At 69.8% G+C, this 23,400-nt stretch carries 42 protein-coding genes; 6 read left to right on the forward strand and 36 right to left on the reverse strand.

Annotation, left to right across the window (positions count from 1 at the left end; translation table 11 throughout):
• Positions 1-85: 85 nt before the first annotated feature.
• Genes EAO71_RS39230 through EAO71_RS27040 form a run of 4 tightly spaced genes read right to left on the reverse strand, consistent with a single transcriptional unit; the run spans position 86 to position 975 of the window.
• Positions 86-214: a hypothetical protein gene (locus EAO71_RS39230; RefSeq protein WP_261992378.1), complete on the reverse strand. Its 129-nt coding sequence runs from the start codon at positions 212-214 to the stop codon at positions 86-88.
• Between the two features lie 5 nt (positions 215-219).
• Positions 220-369, reverse strand: coding sequence for a hypothetical protein (locus EAO71_RS37920; protein WP_187282845.1), 150 nt, complete (start codon positions 367-369; stop codon positions 220-222).
• A complete protein-coding gene (locus tag EAO71_RS27035; protein WP_147980432.1) occupies positions 362-733 on the reverse strand; it encodes a DUF6907 domain-containing protein in 372 nt (123 codons plus the stop codon). The genes EAO71_RS37920 and EAO71_RS27035 overlap by 8 nt, the downstream gene beginning before the upstream one ends.
• Positions 730-975, reverse strand: a complete 246-nt coding sequence (locus EAO71_RS27040) for a helix-turn-helix domain-containing protein (protein WP_147980433.1) — start codon at positions 973-975, stop codon at positions 730-732. Before EAO71_RS27040 ends, EAO71_RS27035 begins: the two co-directional genes overlap by 4 nt.
• Before the next feature lie 194 nt (positions 976-1,169).
• Between EAO71_RS27040 and EAO71_RS27045 the strand changes: the two genes are divergently transcribed.
• Positions 1,170-1,904 carry a GntR family transcriptional regulator gene (locus EAO71_RS27045; protein WP_261992379.1) on the forward strand — a complete coding sequence of 245 codons (735 nt, stop codon included), beginning with the start codon at positions 1,170-1,172 and terminating at the stop codon, positions 1,902-1,904.
• Positions 1,905-1,980: 76 nt separating this feature from the next.
• Here EAO71_RS27045 and EAO71_RS27050 read toward each other — a convergent pair whose 3' ends face one another.
• A complete protein-coding gene (locus tag EAO71_RS27050) occupies positions 1,981-2,475 on the reverse strand; it encodes a helix-turn-helix domain-containing protein (RefSeq protein WP_147980435.1) in 495 nt (164 codons plus the stop codon).
• A gap of 173 nt (positions 2,476-2,648) precedes the next feature.
• On the opposite strand from EAO71_RS27050, the gene EAO71_RS27055 reads away from it, so the two are divergent.
• On the forward strand, positions 2,649-3,458 hold the full coding sequence (locus EAO71_RS27055) for a BRO-N domain-containing protein (RefSeq protein WP_222723591.1): 810 nt from the start codon (positions 2,649-2,651) through the stop codon (positions 3,456-3,458).
• Positions 3,459-3,540: 82 nt separating this feature from the next.
• The gene (locus EAO71_RS27060) at positions 3,541-3,723 is read left to right on the forward strand and encodes a hypothetical protein (protein ID WP_147980436.1); all 183 of its coding nucleotides are present in this window, start codon (positions 3,541-3,543) and stop codon (positions 3,721-3,723) included.
• Here the strand turns inward: EAO71_RS27060 and EAO71_RS27065 are convergent.
• From EAO71_RS27065 to EAO71_RS40145, 29 genes are all read right to left on the reverse strand, one after another.
• Positions 3,720-4,091 (reverse strand): helix-turn-helix domain-containing protein, encoded by a 372-nt coding sequence (locus EAO71_RS27065; RefSeq protein WP_222723592.1) that lies wholly within the window; start codon positions 4,089-4,091, stop codon positions 3,720-3,722. The two genes, EAO71_RS27060 and EAO71_RS27065, sit on opposite strands and share 4 nt — an antisense overlap.
• Before the next feature lie 741 nt (positions 4,092-4,832).
• Positions 4,833-5,606 (reverse strand): DUF3800 domain-containing protein, encoded by a 774-nt coding sequence (locus tag EAO71_RS27070; protein ID WP_187282846.1) that lies wholly within the window; start codon positions 5,604-5,606, stop codon positions 4,833-4,835.
• Between the two features lie 269 nt (positions 5,607-5,875).
• Positions 5,876-6,505 (reverse strand): hypothetical protein, encoded by a 630-nt coding sequence (locus tag EAO71_RS27075; protein ID WP_147980438.1) that lies wholly within the window; start codon positions 6,503-6,505, stop codon positions 5,876-5,878.
• A 32-nt stretch (positions 6,506-6,537) separates the two neighbouring features.
• Positions 6,538-6,795 (reverse strand): hypothetical protein, encoded by a 258-nt coding sequence (locus EAO71_RS27080; protein WP_147980439.1) that lies wholly within the window; start codon positions 6,793-6,795, stop codon positions 6,538-6,540.
• Positions 6,792-7,046: a helix-turn-helix domain-containing protein gene (locus EAO71_RS27085; protein WP_187282847.1), complete on the reverse strand. Its 255-nt coding sequence runs from the start codon at positions 7,044-7,046 to the stop codon at positions 6,792-6,794. Before EAO71_RS27085 ends, EAO71_RS27080 begins: the two co-directional genes overlap by 4 nt.
• 187 nt (positions 7,047-7,233) lie before the next feature.
• Positions 7,234-7,653, reverse strand: a complete 420-nt coding sequence (locus tag EAO71_RS27090) for a hypothetical protein (RefSeq protein ID WP_147980441.1) — start codon at positions 7,651-7,653, stop codon at positions 7,234-7,236.
• A gap of 82 nt (positions 7,654-7,735) precedes the next feature.
• Positions 7,736-8,314, reverse strand: a complete 579-nt coding sequence (locus EAO71_RS27095) for a hypothetical protein (protein WP_147980442.1) — start codon at positions 8,312-8,314, stop codon at positions 7,736-7,738.
• 80 nt (positions 8,315-8,394) lie between these two features.
• Positions 8,395-8,667 carry a hypothetical protein gene (locus EAO71_RS27100; protein WP_147980443.1) on the reverse strand — a complete coding sequence of 91 codons (273 nt, stop codon included), beginning with the start codon at positions 8,665-8,667 and terminating at the stop codon, positions 8,395-8,397.
• A 45-nt stretch (positions 8,668-8,712) separates the two neighbouring features.
• Complete coding sequence (locus EAO71_RS37925) at positions 8,713-8,901, reverse strand: hypothetical protein (protein WP_187282848.1); 189 nt, start codon at positions 8,899-8,901, stop codon at positions 8,713-8,715.
• A 49-nt stretch (positions 8,902-8,950) separates the two neighbouring features.
• A complete protein-coding gene (locus EAO71_RS37930) occupies positions 8,951-9,181 on the reverse strand; it encodes a hypothetical protein (protein WP_187282849.1) in 231 nt (76 codons plus the stop codon).
• 112 nt (positions 9,182-9,293) lie between these two features.
• The gene (locus EAO71_RS27110) at positions 9,294-9,617 is read right to left on the reverse strand and encodes a hypothetical protein (protein WP_147980445.1); all 324 of its coding nucleotides are present in this window, start codon (positions 9,615-9,617) and stop codon (positions 9,294-9,296) included.
• Positions 9,610-10,332 carry a zinc finger domain-containing protein gene (locus EAO71_RS27115; protein WP_147980446.1) on the reverse strand — a complete coding sequence of 241 codons (723 nt, stop codon included), beginning with the start codon at positions 10,330-10,332 and terminating at the stop codon, positions 9,610-9,612. Before EAO71_RS27115 ends, EAO71_RS27110 begins: the two co-directional genes overlap by 8 nt.
• On the reverse strand, positions 10,329-11,252 hold the full coding sequence (locus EAO71_RS27120) for a helix-turn-helix domain-containing protein (RefSeq protein ID WP_147980447.1): 924 nt from the start codon (positions 11,250-11,252) through the stop codon (positions 10,329-10,331). Before EAO71_RS27120 ends, EAO71_RS27115 begins: the two co-directional genes overlap by 4 nt.
• 33 nt (positions 11,253-11,285) lie before the next feature.
• The gene (locus EAO71_RS27125; protein ID WP_147980448.1) at positions 11,286-12,164 is read right to left on the reverse strand and encodes a hypothetical protein; all 879 of its coding nucleotides are present in this window, start codon (positions 12,162-12,164) and stop codon (positions 11,286-11,288) included.
• Entirely contained in the window at positions 12,161-12,388 is a 228-nt protein-coding gene (locus EAO71_RS27130) for a hypothetical protein (protein WP_147980449.1), read from the reverse strand. The genes EAO71_RS27125 and EAO71_RS27130 overlap by 4 nt, the downstream gene beginning before the upstream one ends.
• On the reverse strand, positions 12,388-12,723 hold the full coding sequence (locus EAO71_RS27135) for a hypothetical protein (protein WP_147980450.1): 336 nt from the start codon (positions 12,721-12,723) through the stop codon (positions 12,388-12,390). The genes EAO71_RS27130 and EAO71_RS27135 overlap by 1 nt, the downstream gene beginning before the upstream one ends.
• 71 nt (positions 12,724-12,794) lie before the next feature.
• The gene (locus tag EAO71_RS27140; RefSeq protein WP_147980451.1) at positions 12,795-13,571 is read right to left on the reverse strand and encodes an ATP-binding protein; all 777 of its coding nucleotides are present in this window, start codon (positions 13,569-13,571) and stop codon (positions 12,795-12,797) included.
• Positions 13,568-14,404, reverse strand: coding sequence for a PD-(D/E)XK nuclease-like domain-containing protein (locus EAO71_RS27145; protein WP_147980452.1), 837 nt, complete (start codon positions 14,402-14,404; stop codon positions 13,568-13,570). Before EAO71_RS27145 ends, EAO71_RS27140 begins: the two co-directional genes overlap by 4 nt.
• Before the next feature lie 91 nt (positions 14,405-14,495).
• On the reverse strand, positions 14,496-14,702 hold the full coding sequence (locus EAO71_RS27150) for a hypothetical protein (RefSeq protein WP_147980453.1): 207 nt from the start codon (positions 14,700-14,702) through the stop codon (positions 14,496-14,498).
• Between the two features lie 110 nt (positions 14,703-14,812).
• Entirely contained in the window at positions 14,813-15,019 is a 207-nt protein-coding gene (locus EAO71_RS27155) for a hypothetical protein (RefSeq protein WP_147980454.1), read from the reverse strand.
• A gap of 119 nt (positions 15,020-15,138) precedes the next feature.
• Positions 15,139-15,522, reverse strand: coding sequence for a hypothetical protein (locus EAO71_RS27160; protein WP_147980455.1), 384 nt, complete (start codon positions 15,520-15,522; stop codon positions 15,139-15,141).
• Positions 15,519-15,806, reverse strand: coding sequence for a hypothetical protein (locus tag EAO71_RS27165; protein ID WP_147980456.1), 288 nt, complete (start codon positions 15,804-15,806; stop codon positions 15,519-15,521). The genes EAO71_RS27160 and EAO71_RS27165 overlap by 4 nt, the downstream gene beginning before the upstream one ends.
• Positions 15,803-15,985: a hypothetical protein gene (locus tag EAO71_RS27170; RefSeq protein WP_147980457.1), complete on the reverse strand. Its 183-nt coding sequence runs from the start codon at positions 15,983-15,985 to the stop codon at positions 15,803-15,805. Before EAO71_RS27170 ends, EAO71_RS27165 begins: the two co-directional genes overlap by 4 nt.
• On the reverse strand, positions 15,982-16,296 hold the full coding sequence (locus tag EAO71_RS27175; protein ID WP_147980458.1) for a phiSA1p31-related protein: 315 nt from the start codon (positions 16,294-16,296) through the stop codon (positions 15,982-15,984). Before EAO71_RS27175 ends, EAO71_RS27170 begins: the two co-directional genes overlap by 4 nt.
• Complete coding sequence (locus EAO71_RS27180) at positions 16,293-16,493, reverse strand: hypothetical protein (protein WP_147980459.1); 201 nt, start codon at positions 16,491-16,493, stop codon at positions 16,293-16,295. Before EAO71_RS27180 ends, EAO71_RS27175 begins: the two co-directional genes overlap by 4 nt.
• Positions 16,490-16,738, reverse strand: coding sequence for a hypothetical protein (locus tag EAO71_RS27185; RefSeq protein ID WP_147980460.1), 249 nt, complete (start codon positions 16,736-16,738; stop codon positions 16,490-16,492). The genes EAO71_RS27180 and EAO71_RS27185 overlap by 4 nt, the downstream gene beginning before the upstream one ends.
• Positions 16,735-16,962 carry a hypothetical protein gene (locus tag EAO71_RS27190; protein WP_147980461.1) on the reverse strand — a complete coding sequence of 76 codons (228 nt, stop codon included), beginning with the start codon at positions 16,960-16,962 and terminating at the stop codon, positions 16,735-16,737. Before EAO71_RS27190 ends, EAO71_RS27185 begins: the two co-directional genes overlap by 4 nt.
• 100 nt (positions 16,963-17,062) lie before the next feature.
• On the reverse strand, positions 17,063-17,377 hold the full coding sequence (locus tag EAO71_RS27195; RefSeq protein ID WP_147980462.1) for a MerR family transcriptional regulator: 315 nt from the start codon (positions 17,375-17,377) through the stop codon (positions 17,063-17,065).
• Entirely contained in the window at positions 17,343-17,819 is a 477-nt protein-coding gene (locus EAO71_RS40145; RefSeq protein ID WP_147980463.1) for a helix-turn-helix domain-containing protein, read from the reverse strand. The genes EAO71_RS27195 and EAO71_RS40145 overlap by 35 nt, the downstream gene beginning before the upstream one ends.
• A gap of 6 nt (positions 17,820-17,825) precedes the next feature.
• On the opposite strand from EAO71_RS40145, the gene EAO71_RS27205 reads away from it, so the two are divergent.
• Both EAO71_RS27205 and EAO71_RS27210 read left to right on the forward strand, forming a co-directional pair.
• On the forward strand, positions 17,826-18,314 hold the full coding sequence (locus tag EAO71_RS27205) for a helix-turn-helix domain-containing protein (RefSeq protein ID WP_147980464.1): 489 nt from the start codon (positions 17,826-17,828) through the stop codon (positions 18,312-18,314).
• A 381-nt stretch (positions 18,315-18,695) separates the two neighbouring features.
• Positions 18,696-20,003: a tyrosine-type recombinase/integrase gene (locus tag EAO71_RS27210; RefSeq protein WP_187282851.1), complete on the forward strand. Its 1,308-nt coding sequence runs from the start codon at positions 18,696-18,698 to the stop codon at positions 20,001-20,003.
• 87 nt (positions 20,004-20,090) lie between these two features.
• Here EAO71_RS27210 and EAO71_RS27215 read toward each other — a convergent pair whose 3' ends face one another.
• Positions 20,091-21,236 carry an acyl-CoA dehydrogenase family protein gene (locus EAO71_RS27215; protein WP_147980466.1) on the reverse strand — a complete coding sequence of 382 codons (1,146 nt, stop codon included), beginning with the start codon at positions 21,234-21,236 and terminating at the stop codon, positions 20,091-20,093.
• A gap of 125 nt (positions 21,237-21,361) precedes the next feature.
• On the opposite strand from EAO71_RS27215, the gene EAO71_RS27220 reads away from it, so the two are divergent.
• Positions 21,362-21,967, forward strand: coding sequence for a TetR/AcrR family transcriptional regulator (locus EAO71_RS27220; protein ID WP_147980467.1), 606 nt, complete (start codon positions 21,362-21,364; stop codon positions 21,965-21,967).
• A gap of 69 nt (positions 21,968-22,036) precedes the next feature.
• Here the strand turns inward: EAO71_RS27220 and EAO71_RS27225 are convergent, their stop codons facing one another.
• Positions 22,037-23,227: a glycoside hydrolase family 6 protein gene (locus EAO71_RS27225; protein ID WP_147980468.1), complete on the reverse strand. Its 1,191-nt coding sequence runs from the start codon at positions 23,225-23,227 to the stop codon at positions 22,037-22,039.
• Positions 23,228-23,400 lie beyond the last annotated feature (173 nt).

Below are 23,400 nucleotides of genomic sequence, written 5' to 3' on the forward strand. Positions count from 1 at the left end.
GATCGCCGCCCGCCGCTAGCACCCCACATGCCGCCGGGGCCGGCGGGCGGGGGATGGACCGCCGACCCCGGCGGCATGTGGGGTGCTAGCGGCGGGCGGCGATCAAGCAGTCGGCCTGGTACTTCGCCTGCTCCGCGGCCTGCTGGGCTTCCTGCGCTCGAACCAGTGCGGCCTGGGCCTCGCGGTCAGCGGCGGTGAGGTCCTGCTCAGCCACGGCGATCACCGGGCCTTGCGAACGTGCGTGGCGGCGGCGTGGGCGTCACGGTCGGCCTGCGACATCTCGATCACGATGGGGCTGCGGCCGATCTTCCGGCCGACGGCGATCCTGCGACGCTGCGGGGCGACGGTGGCGGTCTTCGTGTCAGCCACGGGACACCTCGCGGGCGGTCCGGGCCAGCTCGCGGATCTGGGCGGCGAACGCGACCAGGTTGTCGGCGAACGCGTCGGCTGCGTCGGGCGTCATGTCCGCCGCGTCCGAGCTGTCCGCAACCACAACGAACGGCTGACGGCGAAGCGGATTCTTGGACGCAGGGTCCATGCCCAGTCGGGCAAACAGGACGATGTCCTCGCCGCGACCCATGACGGGCGCCGTGAGATCCGCGTAGTCACTTCCGTGCCACAGATCCTCAGGGCTCGTAAGGTCCGTCGCGTGGTCGTTCGTGCACCAGGTCGGGCAGTCCGCGCCAGCGACGACGGCCGGCACGAAACGCTGGGCGGGGATGATGGCGCTCACGAGGCCACCGCCAGGTCGCTGGCCGGGATGCCGCGGTCGGCGACGTACTGCTCGAAGGCGGCGCGGCTGATACGGATCGTGCCGCGGCCGGCGCCAACGCGATAGGCGGGGAGGTCGCCCTGGCGGATGGCGAGGTAGACCGTCGACACGTCAACACGCAGCGCGGCGGCGACCTGCTTTGCCCTGAGCGGGGCGATTCTGGAGACGGATCCAGCCGTCTCCGGGGTAGAGTTCTCCTGCATCGGTTTCTCCAGATTCCAGATGCGTGGCCTCGACGGGCTCAGTGTTCGTAGCACTGAGAACCCCCGTCGGGGCCTTTGACGTGTCTGACCTATCCCAACCTGTCGTTCCGGTGGGCTTGCGACTACGATGTCTTAAGACTCTTGGTGGAGTCAAGCAGGTTCTCTAAGAAACTTAAGACGGGAGAGTTCGGATAGTGAGTACACCCCAGCGGCTGCCGGCGTACCGGCAGGTCGCCAACGAGATCATCGAACGCATTAAGAGCGGGGAGCTGCAGCCTGGCGACCCGATTCCCTCTGCGCGGGAGATCGTCGAGGCCAAGGGGATCAGTAGCGCCACCGCCGCCCGCGTGCTCGGAACCCTGCGGGACGAAGGATGGGCCGACACCTCGCCAGGACGGCGAACCCTGGTTCGAGCCCCGGAAGTCCTGACGCAGGGCGCCAGTCGCATCGGCATGGTCCGTCGAGGCGGATCGGGTCTCCTTGACGGGGAGACGGTCGAATTCGTCGAAGCCCACACGGAACCCGCCACCCAAGAGGTGGCCGACGCCCTCGGCGTTCAGGAAGGCGACACTGTCGTGTTCCGGCGGCGGCGGTACGTCGACGGGACCGGCATCTCCGTCGTGTCCACCACTTGGGTCACAGCCGAACTCGCAGGGCGACTCCCCGCGTTCACCGAACCGAGCAAGCTGCCGAAGATGACCATGGGGTACATCGAGGATCAGACCGGCCGCAGGGCCACCCAGCAACGCGAGACGCACTCCATCGGATCCGTTCCGGAGGACATCGCGCCGAAGCTCGGCGTTGAGGCGGGCGAACGGGTTCTCAAGGTCACCAATCGCTACGTAGACCAGGATGCCGAGCCGACCGAGTACGCCGTGGACTGGCACGCGCCCGGCAGGAGTTGGGTGGCCGAAGGCCCGGTCGAGTAGATGGGCAAGCGGATGAGCGCACACTCGCCGCACATGACGAAGGCCCCGCCGAGCTTTTGGCGGGGCCTTCGTCGCACTACGCGCGACCGATCGCCTTCTCGTCGGCGATGATCTGCATCTGCATGCGCTTCCACTCTTCGAGCGCCTGACTCATCTGCTCAGGCGTCGCCCCCTCGGCGGCGCGCACGACGATGATGATGCGGGCGCCAGAGTCCTCCAACTCGATGACCTTCGTGTCGACCAGGTCCCCGGCATCGAGCTCGTGGGCGACCGCGAACGGCAGGTCCGTTCGAGTCGTGGACGTCTCAGGGTTCGCCAGCGGAGGGTTCTTCGCAGGAGGGCCGGACACTGAGCCCGCGAGCAACTGCTCAATGTGACCGTCTGGCCATCCCAGAATGGCCGCGATCTCCTGCATCCTGCGGCTGATCCTCTTGCGCGGTTGTCCACTCTCAAGGTTCTGGATCGTGGAACGAGAGGTGCTGGCACGCTCTGCCAGCTCCTCCTGCGACATCCCCGCCGCCAAACGCGACGCCCTGAGCGCATCGGCCACGCTCTGCCAGTTCTCCTGCATGCCTCCATGGTGCACAGAAGAGTGACCTAGGCCAAGTTAAAGCTTCCGAAAGTAGAGAACTACTTGCAGGATGACCATCTAAAGCTTAGTTTTAGCGCAGCAGGCCCACCCGGTACTTGGCGGTTCGGGGTGGGCCTAGCGATCAATCCACTGCGTTACAGACAGGAGAGACCATGACCATGGTCGCATCCCTCGCCAGCCCTGACGACGACGGGGCCGTAGGGCGCTTCAGCTTCGAGGGGGTCGAGGTCCGGACTGTGATCCGCGACGGCGAGCCCTGGTGGGTCGCCGCGGACATCTGCTCGGTTCTCGGCATTACCGATCCTCGCAAGTCCGTGGGCCTGCTCGACGAGGATGAGCGGAATACTGTTCCGGTCACCGACTCCCTGGGTCGCCAGCAACAGTCGTTCATCATCAACGAGTCTGGGCTGTACTCCCTGATCCTGCGAAGCCGGAAGCCGGCAGCGAAGGCGTTCAAGAGGTGGGTCACCCACGAGGTGCTCCCCGCCATCCGTAAGACCGGCAGCTACGGACAAGCCCCGAAGCCCCGCGAGATCACGGCGGCTGCTGGCCCCGTGCCGTACAAGGAGCAGGCGGAGATCCTTTCGATCCTCTACCCGATGCTGCCGGATTCCTACGCCACGGCGACCGGGAAGATCATCATGGCGCGCGTCATGGGTGAACGGCCCGAGCTGGAGTCGTCGGAGACCCCGCTGTACGCGTCCACGTTCCTCGCCGAGAAGGGCCACAAGCCGAAGACGGTGGCGAAGTTCCAGTCCGGGTTCGGGTCGCGAGTGTCGAACCGATACTTCAAGGTCCACGGCCGGCGCCCCGGGAAAATCCCTGGCCCGGCCGGGTCACGGATCGACCAGGTCGCTGTCTACACGGAGGACGACCGCCCGATCCTGGAGCAGGTCTACCGGGAGATCGCCGACCTGATCGACGACTTCGAGGGCGGCGGCCAGATGCGCATGTCCGCCTAACACCGAACGCGACAAGGCCCGCCACCCCATCGGGTGGCGGGCCTCGTCGTGTCCTGCTCGGCATGCGCGCGGTTGTCTGTGCATGGAGTCTGAGCTGCCTACTGCCGGCTACCCCGACGACCCGCGCCTGCCGTTGCTGACGGCCGCTGAGGCGCGGGAAGCGGTGGGGTACCTGCTGTTGCTGGAGTCGCTGGACCTGTCGCCGCGGGGCGAGGCCGCCGGCCAGCTGGCTGCGGACCTGGCGCGGCGCCTGCCGGAGGGCTAGGCGGGGCCGGTCTTCTGGTTGTAGTCGACGAGGGCCCGGATCTGGATCTCGACGAATTCCTGCTGCTCGACGGTGAGTTCCCGGAAGGCGTCGACGATGCGCTGTTCCCTGTCCGGGGCGACTCGTCCCGGGGTCTTGCGGCCGGCAGCGGTGAAGACTTCGGATTCGGGTACGCCGAGTACCCCGGCGAGCTTGGTGAGTGTCTCCCGGTTGGGTCCTCGTCCGGTGCCTCGCTTGCGCCTGACCCAGCTGTTGACTGCGGCAGGAGAGATGCCGATCCGTCGCGCGATCTCACTCTGGGTGAGCTGGGGCCGCTGATCTTGGATGCGGCGGATGAGGCCAGACAGGTCTTCGTCGTTTCGGTCCACGCTTTCCGCCTTCCTCAGGATCGTAGCGACCCTACTGCGGGCCTCCTCGCCTGCTGAAGGGTTAGCTATGGGAGATGGGCTGCTCGGTACTCGCGCGTGATCCGTTCGATGTCCTCGGATTCGGCAGTGACTGCGAAGCCTGGCGCCCAAAAAGTGTGCTCACCTGGCGCGAGCCCTTCCTGGGCCGGTCGCCCCACCTCGATCTGGGTTCGCCAGTGGCTCCACGCCGGGACGACCACCTGAACCCAAGGGCCGCCTGGCTTGTCCACTACTGCCGTGACGCGCCCCTTGAGGAGGCCGCCGTTGCCGGGGAGCCGAACTTCGACCCGAGGGTGGGGCGGGCTGACCTGGTGAGTCTTCTCTTTCACGGTTGTCTGTCTAGCGGGCCGCGGTGGGCCGAAGGTCGGGGGCGCGGCGTCGGGGCTGGGTTTCATCCGAATGGCTCGCCGAAGGAGCGCCGTGCACTCCCCGGGCGACCCTCTGGCCTGCACTTTTACTCACGTCAACAAGGTGATACGCGTGCGCCCGAAGGTGCGGAACTTACGTATTTTCTGTGTTCTCTGGGGTGTGCCAGAGAGAGTCGGCGGCTATGATTGGCATGTCAGACGCGCTGACGTCATGACGTCACAGGAGCCCTCTGGTGGGCTGCCGGGATCAGGTCGGAACCAGGCAACTGGATCCTCCACCCAAGTGGTGGCAGTGGCCCCCGGAGCCCTCCAGAGGGCTTCTCCTGTGTGGCAGTCAGGCGATGCTCCACTTCTTCCACCAGCACCGGTCCGTGACGAAGCTGTCGTCTCGCGCGATGACCTTGACGCCGACGCCTCGGAGGATGCCCGCCGGAGAACGGTGCAGCTGGTGCTTGCACAGCAGCAGGTTCTCTGCGCAGGTGGCGTCATCCTTGGCGCCCGTGAGTGCCACGTTCAGCAAGCCGGCGTGGATGTCTGCGAGTTGGATGCCGTCCCAGTCGGTTCCGGTCCAAGCGGGGGGCCACTTGATGTACTGCCAGGGGACGGCGAGGCCGAACCTGTCGAAGTCGCCGCGTCGCGCCCTGTTCAGGTAGTAGGCCGTCTGGCTGTGATCCATGCCTTTGACTGCACCGAGTCGGACGATGGCAAGTCTGGGCCCACCGGGCCAGTTGCGCGCAGCATGGGCGACTCGTTCGAGAAGGTACTTGCAGGTGAAGTTGTAGAAGCGGTCGGTGTTCTGCAGCCCTCGGTAGTAGTCGCGTCGGATGTCTTCCTTGGGTGCGATCACATGGACGACCTTCGCGGAAGGCATGTCGGCCAAGGCCCGGGCGGCCCGGTAGCGCCGTTCCGGTCTCTTGGCCTTGAAGTGATCCACCCAATGCAGGGGCTTTGTGGTGTTCGGGAGGCTGGTGTGGATCAAACCCCTGAGGCCGCAGGCGGCGTAGCGGACGGTCCAGTCATCTTCGTGGGGAACCATGAGGGCGGTCATGGCGAAGAACGGCGAAGCCCCGTTGGCGAGGCCCCTGTCGCCAGTCTCGTCGACGTACACGTTGAGCTTCGGCAGTTGACCGAGCTGTGCGGGAGTGAGTGGGGCGGTACTCATCGCCCCTGCCGCGGCTTTGCTTGGTAGCGCGCGGCGCTACGGTTGGGATGTGCCACTGGAGGGCGAACTCCTTTGGTTTTCGCCCCCGATGGCCGTCCGCTGTCGGGGGCGTTCCTCATTCCGGTTACCGTCCAGTCACTTAGCGTGACGCGTCCGATTGGATGACGTTACACCGGTCCGAGGCGTGTCCGAGGCCCCCCACGGGTCATGTCGCGCTATGCCGCGGCTCCCCGTCCGGCGAGGCCGCGACCGAGGATGTCACTGCGCTCGTATCCGGTGCCGCACGCCCGGCACGTCTCGCCGTGGGTGTTGAGCGTGAACGGGACCACTGCCCCGCATGCGCAGGCGAACCGCAGCCTCCGCGCGGGCTTCTCTCCGCTGGTGATGCCGGTCAGCGTGCGGTGGATGGTGCCGATCTCGGCCGCGAACTCGTCGGCCGCGGGGTGATTCGCAGCGGCCCAGGCCAGATTGAACCTGAGCGTCCTGCAGGCGTGGTCGACGCGCCGCTGCAGGTTGCCGGCCTCGCACATGTCGGCGTGGCCGTGGGTCTCCCAGTCGCGTACCCACGTCTCCAGTGGGCCGAGGACGGGGCCGCCGGCGCACTGAAGGCTGAGGATGTCGACGCGCAGCGGGGCCGGCGCTGTCTTGCTGCCGGAGACGGCCGGCCCGCCGCTGCCGGAGCCGCGCTGCAGGTGGTGGGCGAGCTGGGCGTACAGGCCGCGCGGGCCCTGGATGGCGCCCAGCTGCTGGGCGGCCCGGTCCTCGCAGCGGCAGCAAAGTACGCGCCCGAGCTCGTCGTCGCGGAGCTCGTAGGCGCAGCGGGGGCAGGTCGGGAAGTCGATCACGGCGGCTCTCCTTGCGGCGGTGCGGGGTTGAGTCAGGTGGTGGGCTGTTCGCCGAGCTGGAGTCGCTGGACGAGTGCGTCGGCGATCGCGGTGCGGCCTTCGATGGCGAGCCAGTAGCCGGCAGCGTTGATGGCGGTGCTGATGGTGTCGAGGATCAGCGCGCGGGGCTCGGGGCCCTGTGCGCCCGCCTGCGGGCCGTTCGCCGTCCCGGCGTCCCGATCCTTGGATTCGGCGCCAGAGGCCGCCACAGGCCCGTACAGGCCGTCCGGCGGGGTCGAGTTGGGGTTCATGCTGCCTGTCCCTTCGGTCGGACCGAGATGCGGGAGTCGTTGAGGTCGATGAGGCCGAGGCGGGCGGCGACCACCACGGCGTGAACCCGGTTGCGGGCGCCGAGCGTTCGGGCCGCGCTCTTCAGTCGCAGATGGACGGCCTGTTCGGAGACGCCGAGGACGCGGCCGGCTTCGAGGCTGGTGAGTCCGTTCGCGACGAGTCGGAGGGCTTCGAGCTGCCCGGGGCTGAGGTGGTCGGCGGTGCGCGGCATCACAGGCTCCTGATCACGTTGACGACGGGGCGGCTGGGTATCTGGGCGCGGGCTGGGGAGCGGCCGTGGTCGCAGGGCACCGTCTTGGCCCATCGACCGCGGGGCCGGGGTGGGAGGCCGAGGCCGGCTTTGGCGTCGGCTTCGGCCTCCCACCCGTCGGGCCACAGGGGCGGCTGGTCGTGCACGGCTAGTCGTCGGTCCCGGACTGCGGCTCCTGGGGGTCGAGGGCGGCGCGGATGCCCGCTTCGGCCATGGGTTCGATGTGGATGGTGCCGAGGTCGCGGCCGAGGTGGGTGAAGGCGTAGTCGCTGATGGCGAATGCGGCGGCGCGGATGGCCGTGGGGCTGGTGACGCGTTCGATGGCGGCCTCGGCCTCCCGGAGCTTGCGTGCCCATGCCTGGCTGACGGCGTCGTGGCCGGCCTTGTCGATGCGGAGGTTGCCGAGCTCGTGCTCTTGCGCGGCCAGCCTGGACTCCGCCTTGTCGACGCGTGAGTGGAGCCGGGCGAGGGCTTCGGTGGTGATCGTGACGGTCTCCGGCCCGGTCCGGCGTGCCTGTTGGGCTGTGCGGGCGTGGTCGATGGGGCCGAGGCGGGGCTGGTCGGTCATCGGGTGCTCCTGGTCCAGGTGCCGAGGGGGAGTCCGGCGAGGGTGGCGGTGAGGGTCACGTACAGGACGACGGCGAGGACGGTCACGACGGCTCGGGCTGGGAGGTTCGGCGGCCGTTGATGACGTCGGTGATGTCGCGGAGGGCTTCGCGGTAGCCGTTGCCGAACTCGCTGCGCGCGGTGACGGGGTCGCTGGCGATCCATGCCTGGACGCGCTCGACGGCGTCGGTCGTGGGCTGGGTGGCGTCCTGCTGCCCGACGGCGGCGTACTGCGGGCAGTCGCGGTAGTGCCCAGCAGGGACGAAGGCGGGACCCGCCGACCCGCAGGTGCAATCGGCGGCAGTCTGCTCGAAGCTGTGCAGCTCGTGGCCAACGACTTTCTGGCACTGCTGGCCGTAGTCCTCGAACTCGGCGGCAGGGCACTGCTGCGTCTCCTCGGCGTCCGGCTGTTGTGTGCTGGCCTGGCGGGCCGCGTCCCGAACCGCGGCAGCGGCCTGGAGCGCGAGCACCGCGTCGGCGGCGGCTTCGGCCTCGCTGTAGTTCAGCATCACGGGACGGCCCTCATCAGCGAGGCGGAGGCTGTTGGGGCCGAGGCGGACGCGGACCGCGTCGCGGATGGCGCGGGCGTACTGCTCGCGGAGGCTGGTGGTCTGGTCGGTCATGGTGGGCTGCTCCTGTGTGGTGGACTGGTGGGGTGCCCGCCCCTCCCGAATCCCGCGGGAGGGGCGGGCCGCTGCGTGGGTCAGGCCGAGGCAGCGGCCAGGCAGGCCGCGACGATGACAACGGCTGGGGTGTCGCCGGGGAACTCGATGACGGCGCCGCTCGGGCAGTCGAGGCCGGAGTCGTCGGACTCGTTGTGCACGGCCCAGACGGCGCCGGACGGGTGGCGCAGGATGCTGAGTGGCATGTCGGTGTCGCCGGTCCAGCCCGCGGACTCCAGGGCTTCGACGACGTCGAGGCGGCCGAGCCAGTCGCCGGGGCCCGGGCGGCTGATGATCAGGTGCAGGTCGGTCATGGCGGTGTTGCTCCTTGGTGTCGGGTGGGGCGGGCCGGCGGGCGGCTACGAGACGGGCGTGCAGGTCGGGCACTCGTCGCGGACGTCGGGCAATGCGCGGCCCTCCATGGCGGCAGCGATCTCCATGTCGGTGGCGTCGCCGAGGGTGTAGCCGCAGCCGTTGCAGGCGCGCTTGACGCGGCGGGTGGTGGTGCCTCCGTCGTTCTTGCGGGGCGGGGTGTCGGGTCGGGTCATGGCGGTGGGTCTCCCTGCGTGTGGGGCGGTGGAACCGGATGACCGGCGGTCAGGCGGTGAGGCGCTTGCGGAGCGCGTAGGCCGTCTCGTCGTCGGCTGTCGGCGGGGTGATGCGGAGGGCGTGGAGGACGGCGTTGAGGACGGTGCCGGGGTCGGCGTCGGGTTCGCCGGTGGCGTGCTCGATGGCGTGCCAGGCGCGGTCGTGCTCCAGGACGGTGAGGGTGCGACGGGTCTCGGGTGGGGCTGGGTCTGGACGCGACCGGTAGCGGGGACGGTGCACGGCTTGTGGATGCCGGCGCCGCAGTGGGGGCAGGCGACGGAGCGGGAGGGGTGCTGGCCGGCGCGCATGAAGTGGCGGAGCTCGGCGGGCATCGGGGCGTTCGGGCGGATGGTCACTGGTCCTCCTGGGCGTTGTCGGGGGTGTCGCATCCGCCGCATCCGCACGGGTCTCGGTCGCTGCCTTCGCCTGCTCGGTAGCGGTCGAGGGCGTGGTCCCATGCGCCGGGCGGCTGAGACTTGAGTGGGTCTGGCGGGCGGCTGCCGGTGGGCCAGGCACCTGGCGGGCGCCCCGTGGGCCTTCTGGCGGGCTTGGGGGCGGGCTGCTCGCGGCGGGCTTTGCCGATGGCGAGCTGGGCCCGCATCAGGGCCTTGATCCCGGCGGCGCCTTCCTCCCTGCGGATGGCGGCGATGTCGTCGACGTCGAAGTCGTCACTCACCGAGGGCCTCCTCGCGGGCGGCTTCCTGGTTGGCGATGATCTGTTCGAGCTTGGCGATGGACGCGGCCCGCCGGTTCTCGATCTGCTCCACCGTCTCGCTGGCCACAGGCTGGCCCTGCGCTGCACGCCGGCGAGCGGGGTGAATGACCTTGCTGGCGCGGCTACGAAGGGCCGACTTGCACGGCCGTCCGATCGGGGCGGCGCAGGCAGGGACTGGGCATTCGATGCCGAGGGGCCCGGATCGCCTTACCTCGGCGACCGCATCGTCCTCGCCAGGTACCTGTCGGCCGACGCCGTCGAAGTCGAACTCGTTCTTCAGTCGCTGGAGAACGTTCGGGTGGAAGCTGCCCTCGAGGGCCGGGATTTCTGTGGGCGCCGGAACCTGGCCGGACGCGACAGCCTTCATGCTGCGCCGAAGGTTCGCCAGGTACTGGGCGGGGGTCTCGTCGGGGTTGCCTTCGTAGACGAAGTTCTCGAGGCGCTCCTTGCGGAGGATGTCTCGGTGGCTGCGGACGTCGTGGGGTTGGATCCACAGTCGCTGGCCGGCCTCCTTGGGCGGGGTGCCGTAGTAGCGGGCGACGGCGTCGAAGCAGTCCTGGTCGAGGGGGAGGTCTTTGAGCGATGTGGCCCAGGCGCGGGCGGCGATGAGGCTGGGCTGCCGGTTGTCGAAGGCGGCGCAGGCTCCGAGGAGCTGCTTCGCGTCGTCGGGTGTCACGGGTTCTCCTCGGTCGGAAGGTTGAGCCAGCCGGCTACTCGGGCGTCGGTGCCGGTGAGGGTCTGGCCGGTGGGGAGCTGGATGACGTTGCTGGGGCGCTGGCCGCGTTCGGCAGTCCATTTGGCGGAGCGGCGGATCCACTTCTGCCATTCGGCGGCCCAGTTGGGGCGTCGGCTGCCGTTGGCGCGGTGGTGGTCGAGGAACTGGGCGGTCTCGTAGTCGAGGTCGAGGCTGGGGCCGAAGGTCTGGAGGGCCCAGCGGCGCATGGCGTCGGTGACCGCGAATCCGTCGTCGTCGATGGGGGCGTGGAACGCCCGCCCCTGGGGTGGGTCACTGTGCTTCCCCACCTGAGCGACGACGGTTGTTGGTGGTTCTACTGATGGTTGATTGGTGGTTACGGCGGCTCTGAGTGCGTGACCGACGGATTTAAAGTGCGTGACGTCACGCACTTCGAGTGCGTGACCGACGGAGTTTGAGTGCGTGACATCTGTCTTGGTCACGGCTTCTGAGTCCGTGACTGTCACGTCGTTTGAGTGCGTGACGCTCTTGGCCCTGGACCGCCTCTTGCGCGCTGTGGCGGCCTCCCGCGAGTCCTCTTCTGCGCGCTCCAGCTCGTCCCAGTCGGAAGCCGGTCGCAGCAGGTGCATGTGCAGCTTCCAACGGGTCCGGTCCTGAACCGTGCCGTCAGGCGAGATGAGGCCGGCGTCCTGCAGGCGGCGCAGCGCCCGCTGGACGGTCCGACGGTCGAAGCCGGTTCGGTACTGGAGTCGGGTGACGGACGGGTGGGTGTTGGTTCCGTCCTTCCGGGCGTGCTCGGCGAGCGCCTGCAGGACATGCCGCGCCGTGGCGTCGGGCTTCCCGGACGCGGTGCGCAGCATGGGCGCGTCGTCCATTGCCCACTTCACGGCCTCGGTGCTCACGTCGTCTTCTTCCTGCTGGCAGGGGTGGGTGGTCTAGGCGGCGGTCTGCTGCTCGGGGTGGCGGCCGAGTTCCTGCTGGAGGTACTGGCGGGTGATGCCGAGGCGCTGGGCGGCGACCTCATAGGAGGCGCCGAGCCGCATGAGTTCGCGGGCGTCCTCGACGATGGCGGCGCCGCGGTTGGAGGCTTCGGCCTTGGCCCGGCCGAGAGCCTTGAAGCGGTCGCCGTGGCTCAGGCCCTGGTGCGCCTGAAGCCATTCGTCGTGTGCGTTCTGACATCTCTCGCACGCGGCGATCCGCTCGAGGCGGTGGGTCCACCAGCCGCGGTCGGTGCCGCAGAAACCGGTCCAGTCCGGGTGGGCTTCCGGGTCGTCGATGCTGTCCGAGTCCCAGCCGTCGGGTCCGGGCCAGTTCTTCGAGGCCGCGGCGATGCGGGCGGGACGTGACGGGCCCGGGGTGGCTTCGTGTCTCCGGTACAGGGCGGCGAAGCGTTCGGCGAGCGTGCGGTCGACAGCGTCGACGGTGCCGTTGAGGATCTCGTAGATGTGCCGGTTGGAGCAGGCGACCTGGGTGGCGGTCCAGTCGATGGTGTAGCCGGCCCGGGCGAGCGCCTTGATGCGGCGGATGCTGCCGAGCGGGGGAACCTTTGGGCTGTGCTCCGGCTTGACGTTGAGGAGTCGGAGCCCGTTGTCGCGTTGGACCTGGGGCTGCCCGCCGAGGATGTAGCGGATGGCGCGTTCGGAGACGGTGCTTGCTTCGGCGAGTCCCAGTCGGGTCCAGCCGGCGTCGAGGCACTTCCGAATGTGGTCGGCGACGATGCTTCCGGCGATGTGGCCGTCGATGCCCTGGCGCTGTCGGCTCGCCTTCCGCTGGCGGGCGACCCTGTTGGCGGTCCGCTGGGTGTCGGTGGTCACTGTCCGGTCTCCTTCCGGGGCTGCGGGATTTCGGTGAGGTTCCAGATGGCTTCGCAGGCTTCGCGGTCGGCGATGGTCTGCTGGGTGAGGCGGTCGGCTCGGTAGCGGGCGACGTCGGCGGCGACCTGCTCGGGGGTGCGGTAGGGCGGGTGGTTGTCGCGGATCCAGATCGCGAGCCAGGCGGCGGCGAGGACGACCGCGCAGGCGGCGGAGATGGCGCCCATCACGCGGCGGCCCTCCTGGCTGCGGCGGTGCCCTTCCAGGTGCGGACGCCGGAGTGGTGGACGGTCGGCCGGTCGCTGCAGGCCCAGCCCGCGGTCCGGATGAAGCCCTCGTCCTTGAGGAGGGTCATCAGCCGCCCCCAGTGGTGGGCGGAGTCAGGCGGCTCCGGCAGCTTGTGGGCGTCGGCTATCTCGAAGCAGGTGAAGGTACGGCCGGTGGCTGCGGCGTCGAGGTACTTGGGCCAGACGGCAGCGAGCCACGTCTCGTAGTCCTCGGCGCGCTGGCGGGTCCTCGATTCCGGGACGGTGCCGTCGAGGGCGGGCTGGATGGCGGCCATGGCGGTTCTCCTCTCTGCGTGGTCTGCTGGGTGGTGGGCCGGCCGCCTTGCCCGCGGCCGGCCTGAAGGGGCTACTGGGCGGGGTTGCTGCGGAGCCAGTCGAGGATCGGCTTGGCGAGGTCGCGGACGCCGTCGGGCCGCTCGAGAACCTGCTGGTGCAGGGCGGGGCAGCGGGACTTGAGAACCCGGAGCCGGTTTTCGATGTTCATCTCGACGGCGATGTCGAACTCGTACTCGATGCCCTTGCGCTGCTCGGCTCGCATGCCGACCATCACCGGCTCGCGTCGGCCACGAGCGTTCTCCTGCAGGACCCACTCGGTCTGGGACCGCATCGTGGCGACGACGTGCCCGGGATAGGTGAGGATCGCCTCGACCATGTCGTTCTGGAGGGGCGTGCCCTCCTTCCAGCCGGCGAAGGAGTTTCCGCCGAACCGACTGGCAGCCTTCTCGACCTGGTCGAGGGTGCCGTCGGTGCCCTTCCAGAAGTGGCTGAGGGAGTCGACGGCGATGACCGGGTAGCCGGCCTTGGCTGCGGATTCCAGCGCTTCGATGAGGAGGCGGGGGTCGTAGCGGTCCATCTGGAGGGTGTCGAACTGGATGCCGCGCTCGCCGACGTAGAGGGATGAGGCGCCGTTCTCGGTGTCGATGACGCCGAACCGGTTCCCTTCGGCGAGCCCCCAGGCGATGGAAAGCCCGGTCCAGGTCTTGCCGCTTCCGGAAACGCCCTGGAGGGAGACGCGGGCCTTGCGGCCGTCCTTCGTGGCGGGCCGGAATCCGGCGGCGGTTCCGGCGGCGGGCTGGTCCTGGCGGGTCTGTGCCCGGCGGACGGGCGGGGGCAACTGGTTCACGAGATCTCCTCGATGGCCTTCTTCTCGGCCCACGGCGGGAGCGAGATGTGCAGGGTGGTGGGGCTGTAGGCGGGCCACTCGCCGGTGGCCTGGCACAGGCGGTAGGTGTGGGCGGCGCGCAGGTTGCGCTCGTGTCCGATGGCGCGGGCCGGGAAGTCGAGCTCGACGACCTGGACCAGGTACGGCGGTTCCTTCTCCTGCATCACGAACTTGAAGGCGCCGTGCGGCGGGATGAGCCCGAGCTCGATGGCGATGCGTCGGTAGTGGGCGTCTTGCTGGAAGTAGCCGTGCTCCCAGACGGTCTTGGCTATGGCGTCGGGGTGGACGGAGCGGGTGGTCTTGTAGTCGCTGATGTCGTCGGCGAGCCAGTCGAAGCGGGCCCGGTGCCAGGTGCCGTGTTCGTCGGGCCAGAACGCGGACTGTTCGGCGATGCCGCTGCCGGGTGTGAAGATCTCGGCTGCCTCGGGGTGCCGGGAGAGGACTTCGGCCATGTCGTCGATGCGCTGCTTGGCTTCGCGCTTGAGGGGCACGTTGCCGGCTGCGCGGATCGCGGCGACCTTGGCCTTGAGCTCCTTGGTGTCCCAGCGCTCCGCGTCGACGACGATCAGTTCCGGGCCGTCGCCGAGGATCACGGTGTGGGCGGCGGTCCCGAACTCGAAGGCCGGCTTGTAGGGCTCGGGGTTGTCGAGGAAGTGCTTGAAGCGGGCGGGGCAGTCGGTGAGGCGTCGGATGCCGGTGGAGGAGAGGCTGCCGCCGGGGATGGGGTCCTGGTGGTACAGCTCGGCGGGGATGTCGTACAGGCCGGGCTCGACCTCGTCCCCGGCGGCGGTCACCGGGCGTCCTCGGTGCCAGCGCAGTCCTCGCAGCGCGGTCCGTCGGGGGTGATGACGAACGGGCCGTCGGTGTCGCCGCACTTGCAGGTGATCACGCGGCACCGTCCAGCTGCTCGACGCCGACGAGGCGGACCTGGGGGCCAACGCGGTAACTGGCGGCAACGTCGTAGTGGTCTTCGACGCAGACGCAACCGGTGTGTCGGAAGCGGAGGTCGCCGTCGCGGCTGAGACCGGCTGCGATCTGGCGGCGCATATCGTCGATCAGGTCGAGCAGCTCCTGGCGGCTCAGATTCTGCACTTCGGGCTCCTTGAGGGTGTGAGAGGCCAGCGCCGCCCGCAGTCGCGGGGGTCGGGCGGCGCTGGCTGGCGCGGAGCTGGGGGCTCGGACGCGCCGTCTATGGGGTTGGGTCAGGCGGTGAGGTCTTCTCCGCACTTGGCGCAGCGGGAGTGGGCTCCGCTGATCGCGCCCATCTCGTCGTGGAGGTGGACGAGAAGGACATCGCCGCCGCATCCGGCGTGCTCGACGTTCTCCGCGCGGTAGGTGCGCTCGAGGCCACCGCCCCAGTCGTCAGTGTTGGTGAGGGTCCAGATCACTTCGTCGGGAAGGTTGCTCATGGTGGGTCTCCTGGGATGCTGGGGGTGCGCCCCGTCGAATTCGCCTCGACGGGGCGTCGGGCTGGGTGGTCTTGTCCCGCCGAGCGTTGGCCGGTGTCATCCAGCGGCCGGCGGGTGGTCTAGGTCCGCTTGTGCGGGAGGGTGACGACGCGTCCGGCTACGAAGCGGCGGAGTATCGGGACGGGCTGGGTGGGCTGGTCGCCGGGGTCAATGTCCCGCTCGCCGGCCGGGATGGTGACCGCGTTGACGTTGGCCTTGAACGCCCGCAGCGCGAGGAGCTCGGCCCGCATGCTGGCGACCTCGTTCTCGGCAGTGACCGCGCGGACCCGCAGCCGGTCGGCGGCGTCGAGAGCGGCGCGCCTGTCCTGGCGCAGCCGGGCGAACGCGTCGTCGGATCCCGCCACGATCTTCAGCAGGCGCCGGTTCTCGTCACGGAGCTCGGACGGGCTGGCTGAGCGGTGCAGGCCGTGGCCACGGAGGATCGGCAGCGATATCAGGCTCATGCCATCCTCCGGCGTGCCATTCGGTTGTCCGCCGCTGTGAGGTGCCTGTCGTACTTGCCTTGCGCGTCTTCCTGGTCCCAGAAGGCGCGGATCTTGTCCAGGTAGGCGGCTCGGAGCGACCTGAGCTTGCTGTAGTCCTGGGCGATCGAGAGGAGTTCGGCGGCCTCGAAGCGCGGCGGGTACTCCTCGTATGCGTAGTCGAATCCTTCCCAGTCGACCTTGGCGTCGAAGGCGGCGAGCTCGAGGAAGTCGTACTCGGACAGCTCGGGCTGTTGACTGGTCACGGTGTTCCTCCGCGGGTGTCTCGGATGGCGCGCCATGCCGCGCGGCGACCGGGGTCGCGCTCGGCGGCGATCCGCTGATCGATCCAGCTACTGGGTTTCTGATTGAGGTGGCGCCCCAGCTTCAGGAGCGCGGCAGAGATGGCGGTGGTGGCGGCGAGCAGCAGCCAGACGCGGCTCACGGGGCGGCCCCTGCGGTGCGGCGGGCCCAGTCCTCGTAGGACTCGACGTAGCCGGCCTCGACCGTGCGGGCGAAGTCGCCCGAGATGGCGTCCTTGAACATGGCCTTCGACGGGCGGGCCGGCAGCGGGATCAGCGGGCCGTGGTCGCGGTAGACGACCGACAGCGGGAGCGGGGTCTTGTCGCCGGAGCCGATCAGCAGCGGCTCGCCGGTCTCGGTGCACTGGCCCGACCAGCGCCACTCGACGCCGATCACGTCCACAAACCCACGGGCAAGGTCGAATGCGATGCCGTCGTGGACGTATTGCGTCATGAGGCTGCCGCCTTCGGTGTGGCGAGCTTGGTGTAGTCGCGGCCGGCGAGGTCGGGGTCGATGTCGAGGAAGGCGTGCCAGTCCTCGAGGTGCATGCCGTCCGGGTCGGGGCAGGCGCGGCGGGCGTTGGCGCGAATCTCGGCGATCTGCTGCTCGAGGTCAGCGGCTGGCACGTCGAGCTTCTCGATGGCGTTCATGCGGCACCTCCGGCGCGGACGATGAACCGCGGGTCGAACGCCGCGAGGATCTTGTTGGCGCGGGCCAGGTCACCGAGGGCGTACTCGCGGGCCTCGGCGTAGCGCGGCGATCGGCAGAGGCTGATGTTGTAGGCCTGGTTCACGGCCTCGACCTCGGCCTGCAGCACGCGCTCCGGGATCTGCTGGCCGATCAGGTCGGCCACACGGTCCGGGACGGGCACGGCGGGGAGCTGAAGGGTGATCACGCCGCCACCGCCTCGGTGCGCATGTCGAGGATCAGGCCGAGCGTCTTGCGGTCGCGGCGCCAGATCGAGGCGCCGTTCGCGGCGGCGCGGGCGTTGCTTTCCTCGGTGAGGGTGCGGCAGTTGTCGCAGTGCTTCTCGTGCTCGGCCCGTGCGGCAGCGGTGTACCAGTCGGCAGGACGGGGCGCAGGGGCGCGGCGGGCCCGGGAGGTAGGGTGGTTGGACACGGGGTCCTCTTCTCTCTTCGCAGGTTGGATGCGTTGCGAGGGGTGGATCTCGGAGGGCGGCCGTCGGTGGTCAGAGACCGGCGGCGGCCCGCATACCGCTCTAGGCGGCGAGGACGCGCGGGCTGTACTGGTGAGGCGTGACCTCGCCGTGCTCGATGACCCAGCGGATGTGCTGAGCGGTCAGGCGGGGGGTCCGGCCGATGCGGGTGTGCGGGATGGTGCCGAGCTGGATCTGCTCGGTGACCCAGTTCTCCGTCTTCCCGAGGTAGGTCGCGGCGTCGGCCGGCGAGTAGGTGCGGATCTCGATGTCCGCGTCGCTCTTCAGGCCCTCGACGGCGCGGATGAGGCGCTCGAGCAGGTCTCCGTCGGAGCTGCCGAGGTCAGTTACAGGGGCCAGGGCGGTCTTCCTGGTCACGGGGCTTCTCCCTTGTGATGGCTTCGATGGGGACTGCCAGTGATGTGGCAATCCGGCCAAGCGTTTCCGGCGATGCCCCGTCGTCCTCTGTCTCGATATGTGAGAGGAATCCCGGGCTCCGCTCTATGAGGCGAGCGAGCCGTCGCAGGCTCAGTCCGCGTGCCTCACGGATGGACCTGATTGCGGCTCCGTTCGGTGTCACGACACCTAAAGTATGGGTGCCGCTACGGCTGCGCAACCCGTTGGGCCGGATTAGTTGGGTGTTTCTCCGCCCCCGATGGGTGACTTTGGGTGCACTGGGTGCCCGGCGCACCCAATCTCGGTGGCACCCGGTGCACGCGCCGGAGCTTGAAGAGGCAACATATGTGCGCCTTAAGCACCGATCGTTACAGGTCAATTGGGTGCCCCGGTGGGTGTGTGTTGCCTGCAAGTCGTGCATCATGAGCCCATGGGCAGGGACTGGAAGCGCCTGGCGGACGCCGTCGAGGCAGCGAGGGACGCGAAAGACCTCACACAGGTAGCGCTGGCTGCACTGGCCGGCGTGAGCGAGTCGACCGTGCAGAACCTCGAGTCTGGAGCCGAACGCAAACGAGTGCCGGCCTCTCTGCACCGCGTCGAGAGGGCACTGGGCTGGGCTCCGGGGTCGGGAGAACAGGTCCTGGACGGCGGAGACCCCGAGCTACAGGAAGAGTCCGCCCCACCGCCGTCCGACCTTCCGTTGCGCATCGTTCAAGAGCTGCAGGACGGTCCGCTCCTCGACACCACCGTTCTCGACCTCAGCCCGCTCGGCTCAGGCGCCAGGATGATCGTGGTGGTCAAGGGCGCGCCGGACGCCAGCCCCGAGCAGATTCGGGCCGACCTTCTCGCCTGGGCCAAAGCGCAGCGCCACCTGCAAAACCTTGGCGAGGACGACGACCCCGACGAAGCGGCTAACTGACTGCAACATTTCGTCTACTCAGCATCACCGACCCCTCCCCGCGCAGGCGTACATGTGATGTCATGTCGGTTACCAACGAGCGGGCCAACCTCGGTGGTACAGGGGGACCTATGTCACTCCGGGTTCTTCGAGCGTCAGGCATGCCGCACAACGCTCAAGCGTGGCTGACTGATCGAGACGGTCAGCAGGTCCTCTATGTCGATGAGGGCCTGACCGCTAGTGAAGTGGCGCAACTGGTCGAAGGGGCGGTCAAGGCTGCCTCTCACTTCTGGAACAGCGCCGCGGACCACAATCCGCGGTGAAGTCTCACACTGGATGACGGCGATGCCGGCAACCCCCATGCGCCGGCGAGCCGTTGCCCAACCGTCCAGTGAGGTGAACGTGGCGTTCTCAGAGAAGCGCGGCAAGGGCCGAGACGGCCGGATGCGGTATCGAGGCCGCTACAAGCTGCCCAACGGCAAGTGGGGATCCGTCTCCCGCGACGACCAGGGCCACCCCTTCTACACCGCGCGCTCCGCCGAGCAGTTCGCCGTCGGCCTAGAGACGGACGTGCGGCGCAAGGCGTTCATCAACCCTCGCGACGGCCGCATGACGGTCCAGGCATGGGCCGATCAATGGCTCCAGTCCATCGACGTGGGACCTCTCAGCGAGAAGGACTACGGGCTCCGCCTGAAGAACCAGATCCTGCCCGAATGGGGACCCGTCGCCATCGGCGACCTCTCCCCCGCAGGCATCGCCAGGTGGGAGAAGACTCTGCGGCAGCGGATCAGCAAGAACTACGCCGACGGAGTCATGTCGGTCTTCCGCACGATGATGGACGACGCCGTTGCCGAGAAGATCCGGGGCGACAACCCCGTCATCGCCCGCAAGGCGGGACGCCGCGGCCGGTACAAGGCTAAGCCCAAGGACGAGCGAGTCACCGCGACGCCACGGCAGGTGCTGCTCATGGCCCGCAACGGGCTGGAGATGCGCGGCCTGAACGAGTACGCCATCGTGCTCGCGTCCGCCTACACGGGCCTCAGAATCGGCGAACTCGCCGCCGTGCACCGGGACCAGGTGGAGCTGGACGACACAGGCCAGGGTGCCCGCCTGTACTCGGTACAGCAGAGCCAGTACGTGCAGGGCGCCTTCACCCAGATCGACAACAAGTACGCCTCGGGGCGCGGCCTCATCCTGCCGCCTTTCCTCGCCGACCTCCTGCGCGAGCTCATCGATAGCCGGCCGGACAGCGAGTGGGTGTTCACGGCCCCGAAGGGCGGGCGACTGCTGCGCGGCGGCGACTGGTACGCCGAGACGTGGCGTCCGATGGTCGAGGGTCGGGCGCCTCGCGGAGTGGTGCGGGGCGCCAAGGCCAGGTGCGGCATCCGTCCCGTTCTCGGCGTCGAGGGTCTGACGCCCCACGGTCTGAGGCACTCGCAGAAGGTGTGGCTCGACGAGGGCAGCCATCCTCGGGTCGCGGTGGAGGCCAGGATGGGCCACGTCCTTCCGGGGGTGGAGGGCACCTACTCGCATGTGACACTGAAGATGGAGCTCGCGATCGCGGCCTACCTCCAGGAGATGTGGGAGGCGTCGCTGAAGCCGGTCGTGGCACGGCGGGAGTTCGGCCCCTATCCCCCGCTGGAAGTGCCGACCTCTAAACGATCTCCCAGGAATCTCCCAAGCCGCTCGGTAGTCACCCAGACGGCATGAAGAAGGCCCCCCGCCGCGATGGCGGGGGGCCTTCTTCGTCGACTCGATCTATGCGCGTCCCGCTGGGAGTTCGGCTGGTGTCGGGCGTCAGCGGGCGAGGCCGCGGCTGATCACCAGCCGCTGGATCTGGTTGGTCCCCTCGAAGATCTGCATGATCTTCGCCTCGCGCATGTAGCGCTCGACCGGGAAGTCACGGGTGTACCCGTACCCGCCCAGGACCTGCACCGCGTCCGTGGTCACCTTCATGGCGGCGTCGGTCGCGATCAGCTTGGCCGCGCTGGCCTGGCGGCTGAAGGGGCGGCCGAGGTCGCGGCGGCGGGCGGCGTCGAGGTAGGTGGCGCGGGCGGAGTCGACGGCCGCGGCCATGTCGGCGAGGAGGAAGCCCAGGCCCTGGTGGTCGACGATCCGGCGGCCGAACGTGGTGCGCTCGTTGGCGTAGTCGACGGCGGCGTCGAGGGCCGCCTGGGCCAGACCGGTGGCGCAGGCGGCGATGCCGAGCCGGCCGCAGTCGAGCGCGCTGAAGGCGATCTGGAGGCCCTGGCCCTCGTCCCCGATGAGCCGGCCGGCGTCGAGCAGGGCGCCGTCCCAGTGGGCGGAGGTGGTCGGGACGGCCTGGAGGCCCATCTTCCGCTCGGGCTTGCCGAAGGAGAGGCCCTCGGCGCTGCCCGGGGCGAGGAAGCAGGAGACGCCGTGGCTGCCGGGGGCCGTGCGGGCGAAGAGGGAGTAGAAGCCGGCCTTGCCGCCGTGGGTGATCCACGCCTTGGTGCCGGTGACGCGGTACGCGGTGCCGTCGGCGGTGCGCTCGGCCTTGCACGAGAGGGCGGCGGCGTCGGAGCCCGCCTGGGGCTCGGAGAGGCTGTATCCGCCGACCAGGTCGCCGGCGAGCATGGCGGGCAGCCAGCGCTGCTTCTGCTCGTCGGTGCCGAAGGAGTTCAGCGGGTGGCAGGCGAGCGTGTGGACGCTGGTGGCGACGGCGACGGCCGCCCAGCGGGCCGCCAGCTCCTCCAGGACCTGGAGGTACACCTCGTACGGCTGGCCTCCGCCGCCGAACTCCTCGGGGTACGCGAGGCCCAGCAGCCCCGCGTCGCCGAGGGTGGTGAACAGACCCTCCGGGTACGTCTCGGCGGCCTCGTGTTCGTCCACGCGGGGAGAGAGCTCCTTGTCGGCGATCTCCCGGGTGAGGGCGATGAGGTCCGCTGCCTCGGGGGTGGGAAGCAGGCGGTCGACATCCATGGCGACTCCAGGGACACTCAGCACCGCTCGAAACGGTACTGGGGGCGGTACGGCAGTACCGTTGAGAGTAGCGCAGAAGTGGGACGCCGTAACCCCCGGAACAAGCCGACCGGCATACTGTTCGGGTGATCGAGACCTCAGCCGCCGACGCGCCCAAGCTGACGGGCCGTGGCGCGGCCCGCCGGTCCGCCCTGTTCGAGGAGCTGGTGGCCCTCCTCGTCGGCGAGGGCTTCGCGCAGCTGACGCTGGACGATCTCGCCGCCCGCCTGCACTGCTCGAAGCGCACGCTGTACGGCCTGGCGGGCAGCAAGGAGCAGCTGGTCCGGGCCGCCGTCGTCCACTTCTTCCGGCGCGCGACCACCAGGGTCGAGTCGGTCCTCGCCGCCGAGAGCGAGCCGGCCCCGCGCCTCGCCGCCTACCTGCGGGCCGTCTCGGCGGAGCTGGCCCCGGTCTCGCCGCAGTTCTTCGACGACGTGGCGGCCTTCGAACCGGCCGCCGAGGTGTACGAGCGCAACACGCGGGCGGCGGCGGGCCGGGTGCAGCAGCTGATCGAGGAGGGCGTGCGCGCCGGCGCCTTCCGCGAGGTCCACGTGACCTTCGCGGCCGACGTCATCGCCTCGGTCATGGTCCGCATCCAGCAGCGCCAGGTGGCGGCGACGACCGGACTCGCGGACGCCGAGGCGTACGAGCAGTTGGCGGAGCTGCTCCTGAACGGCCTGACCAAGGCGTAGCGAGGCGGCCCCGGCCGGCGACGCCCAGGTCCTGTCCGGGCGGTCTCCGCGGGCCCGCGACGACGGCTGTCAGCGGGCGGGGACGACCGGCGGGTTCGCCAGGCGCAGGAGTTCCAGGGCCTGGGACGGGAACCACTCCCCCGCCCGCGGGTCGGCGATCCCCCGTTCGGGATCCAGCGGTCCCGCCGTGCCGCGCAGGCACTGGCCGTCGGACTCGCCCGGGATCTTGATCCAGAGGCGGGCGTCGTGGAGCGGGTCGCCGGTGACGGTCGTGGGCGGGGCGCCGAGCCCTCGGCCGGGCGGATTGCACCAGTCCTGCGGGTCGGTGTAGCGGCCGGCGGGCGGTGTCCAGGGGCCCTGGCCGTTGCGGCTGGAGTCGGTGACGAAGTGCCTCATCCGGTCCGCCGGCGTGGTGACGTGGGCGGCCAGCCATGCCCGGGCCTGCGCGCGGGGCAGCGTGCGGTCCGGGCAGCGGGCGGGGTCGCCGCCGCCCTCGGCGTGGGCGAGGCAGGAGGCGACGAGCGTGCCGTACCAGGTCGTGTCGTCGTCGGTGCGGTGGTTGGAGACGTTCACGGCGAAGCCGGTGGCCCGCCCGGCCCCCGCCTTCAGCAGGCGGGTGACGACGGTGGGAACCGCGTGCCAGGCGGCGTGGCCGGCGTCGACGTACACCCGGGTGGCCGGGAGGGGTTCGAGGGTGTCGACGGCCCGGGCGAGCGAGGCGTACCGCTCGGCGGTCCGGGAGCCGGCGGCGTCGTCCTGTCCGCACTCCGAGGGGAGCAGGGCCAGGCCGTCGGGCTCCAGGACCACCAGGGCCCGGTGGTCGCCGATGCCGCGGGCGACGGCGTCGGTCCAGGCCGTGTACGCGGCCGCGCCGCTCGCGCCTCCGCCGGAGTACTGGGCGCAGTCCCGCCCCGGGAGGTTGTAGAGCACGAGGACGGGAACGCTGCCGTCCTTCTCCGCGGCGGAGACGGTCCCGCGCACCTCGCGCTCGGTGTTGGCGGGGGTCGCGTCGCCGAACCACACGGCCTGCGGGGTGCGCGTCATGGCGCGCAGGGCCGCGGCGGTGGACGCGTCGCCGCGGGCGACGAGGTCGCGGTGGTGCGCCTGGGCCTCGGCGGACGGTTCGGGTGCGTACAGCCGGACGGGGGCCGCGGGGTCCACCGGGTCCTCCGCCGGGGGCGGCGTCCGCGCCGGCAGCAGGGCGACGAGCCCGAGCACGAGGGGAGGAAGGAGGGCCGGCAGCAGGGTGCGTCGGCGCATGGGCCGTCCCTTCGTGCGCGTCACGGGATCGGGTCCCGTGACCGGGATGCCCGGCTCCCGGGAGCGTTCCCCCCGAGCCTCACCCCCGGCCCGGCGCGCGTCAATCGCGCGAACGGCTGACCACGGGGCCGGGCGCCCGGTCGCCCGAGGGACCCGACGACTCCCGTCGCGGC

Source organism: Streptomyces sp. MS191 (assembly GCF_008042125.1).
Classification (GTDB): domain Bacteria; phylum Actinomycetota; class Actinomycetes; order Streptomycetales; family Streptomycetaceae; genus Streptomyces.

Excerpts from the sequence above, each read along its gene's own strand:
- EAO71_RS27040 (WP_147980433.1), bottom strand. The coding sequence starts at position 975 with ATGCAGGAGAACTCTACCCCGGAGACGGCTGGATCCGTCTCCAGAATC.
- EAO71_RS27050 (WP_147980435.1), bottom strand. The coding sequence starts at position 2,475 with ATGCAGGAGAACTGGCAGAGCGTGGCCGATGCGCTCAGGGCGTCGCGT.
- EAO71_RS27055 (WP_222723591.1), top strand. The coding sequence starts at position 2,649 with ATGACCATGGTCGCATCCCTCGCCAGCCCTGACGACGACGGGGCCGTA.
- EAO71_RS27060 (WP_147980436.1), top strand. The coding sequence starts at position 3,541 with ATGGAGTCTGAGCTGCCTACTGCCGGCTACCCCGACGACCCGCGCCTG.
- EAO71_RS27080 (WP_147980439.1), bottom strand. The coding sequence starts at position 6,795 with ATGAACCCCAACTCGACCCCGCCGGACGGCCTGTACGGGCCTGTGGCG.
- EAO71_RS27085 (WP_187282847.1), bottom strand. The coding sequence starts at position 7,046 with ATGCCGCGCACCGCCGACCACCTCAGCCCCGGGCAGCTCGAAGCCCTC.
- EAO71_RS27090 (WP_147980441.1), bottom strand. The coding sequence starts at position 7,653 with ATGACCGACCAGCCCCGCCTCGGCCCCATCGACCACGCCCGCACAGCC.
- EAO71_RS27095 (WP_147980442.1), bottom strand. The coding sequence starts at position 8,314 with ATGACCGACCAGACCACCAGCCTCCGCGAGCAGTACGCCCGCGCCATC.
- EAO71_RS27100 (WP_147980443.1), bottom strand. The coding sequence starts at position 8,667 with ATGACCGACCTGCACCTGATCATCAGCCGCCCGGGCCCCGGCGACTGG.
- EAO71_RS37925 (WP_187282848.1), bottom strand. The coding sequence starts at position 8,901 with ATGACCCGACCCGACACCCCGCCCCGCAAGAACGACGGAGGCACCACC.
- EAO71_RS27130 (WP_147980449.1), bottom strand. The coding sequence starts at position 12,388 with ATGGGCGCCATCTCCGCCGCCTGCGCGGTCGTCCTCGCCGCCGCCTGG.
- EAO71_RS27135 (WP_147980450.1), bottom strand. The coding sequence starts at position 12,723 with ATGGCCGCCATCCAGCCCGCCCTCGACGGCACCGTCCCGGAATCGAGG.
- EAO71_RS27155 (WP_147980454.1), bottom strand. The coding sequence starts at position 15,019 with ATGAGCAACCTTCCCGACGAAGTGATCTGGACCCTCACCAACACTGAC.
- EAO71_RS27160 (WP_147980455.1), bottom strand. The coding sequence starts at position 15,522 with ATGAGCCTGATATCGCTGCCGATCCTCCGTGGCCACGGCCTGCACCGC.
- EAO71_RS27175 (WP_147980458.1), bottom strand. The coding sequence starts at position 16,296 with ATGACGCAATACGTCCACGACGGCATCGCATTCGACCTTGCCCGTGGG.
- EAO71_RS27180 (WP_147980459.1), bottom strand. The coding sequence starts at position 16,493 with ATGAACGCCATCGAGAAGCTCGACGTGCCAGCCGCTGACCTCGAGCAG.
- EAO71_RS40145 (WP_147980463.1), bottom strand. The coding sequence starts at position 17,819 with ATGATGCACGACTTGCAGGCAACACACACCCACCGGGGCACCCAATTG.
- EAO71_RS27205 (WP_147980464.1), top strand. The coding sequence starts at position 17,826 with ATGGGCAGGGACTGGAAGCGCCTGGCGGACGCCGTCGAGGCAGCGAGG.
- EAO71_RS27215 (WP_147980466.1), bottom strand. The coding sequence starts at position 21,236 with ATGGATGTCGACCGCCTGCTTCCCACCCCCGAGGCAGCGGACCTCATC.
- EAO71_RS27225 (WP_147980468.1), bottom strand. The coding sequence starts at position 23,227 with ATGCGCCGACGCACCCTGCTGCCGGCCCTCCTTCCTCCCCTCGTGCTC.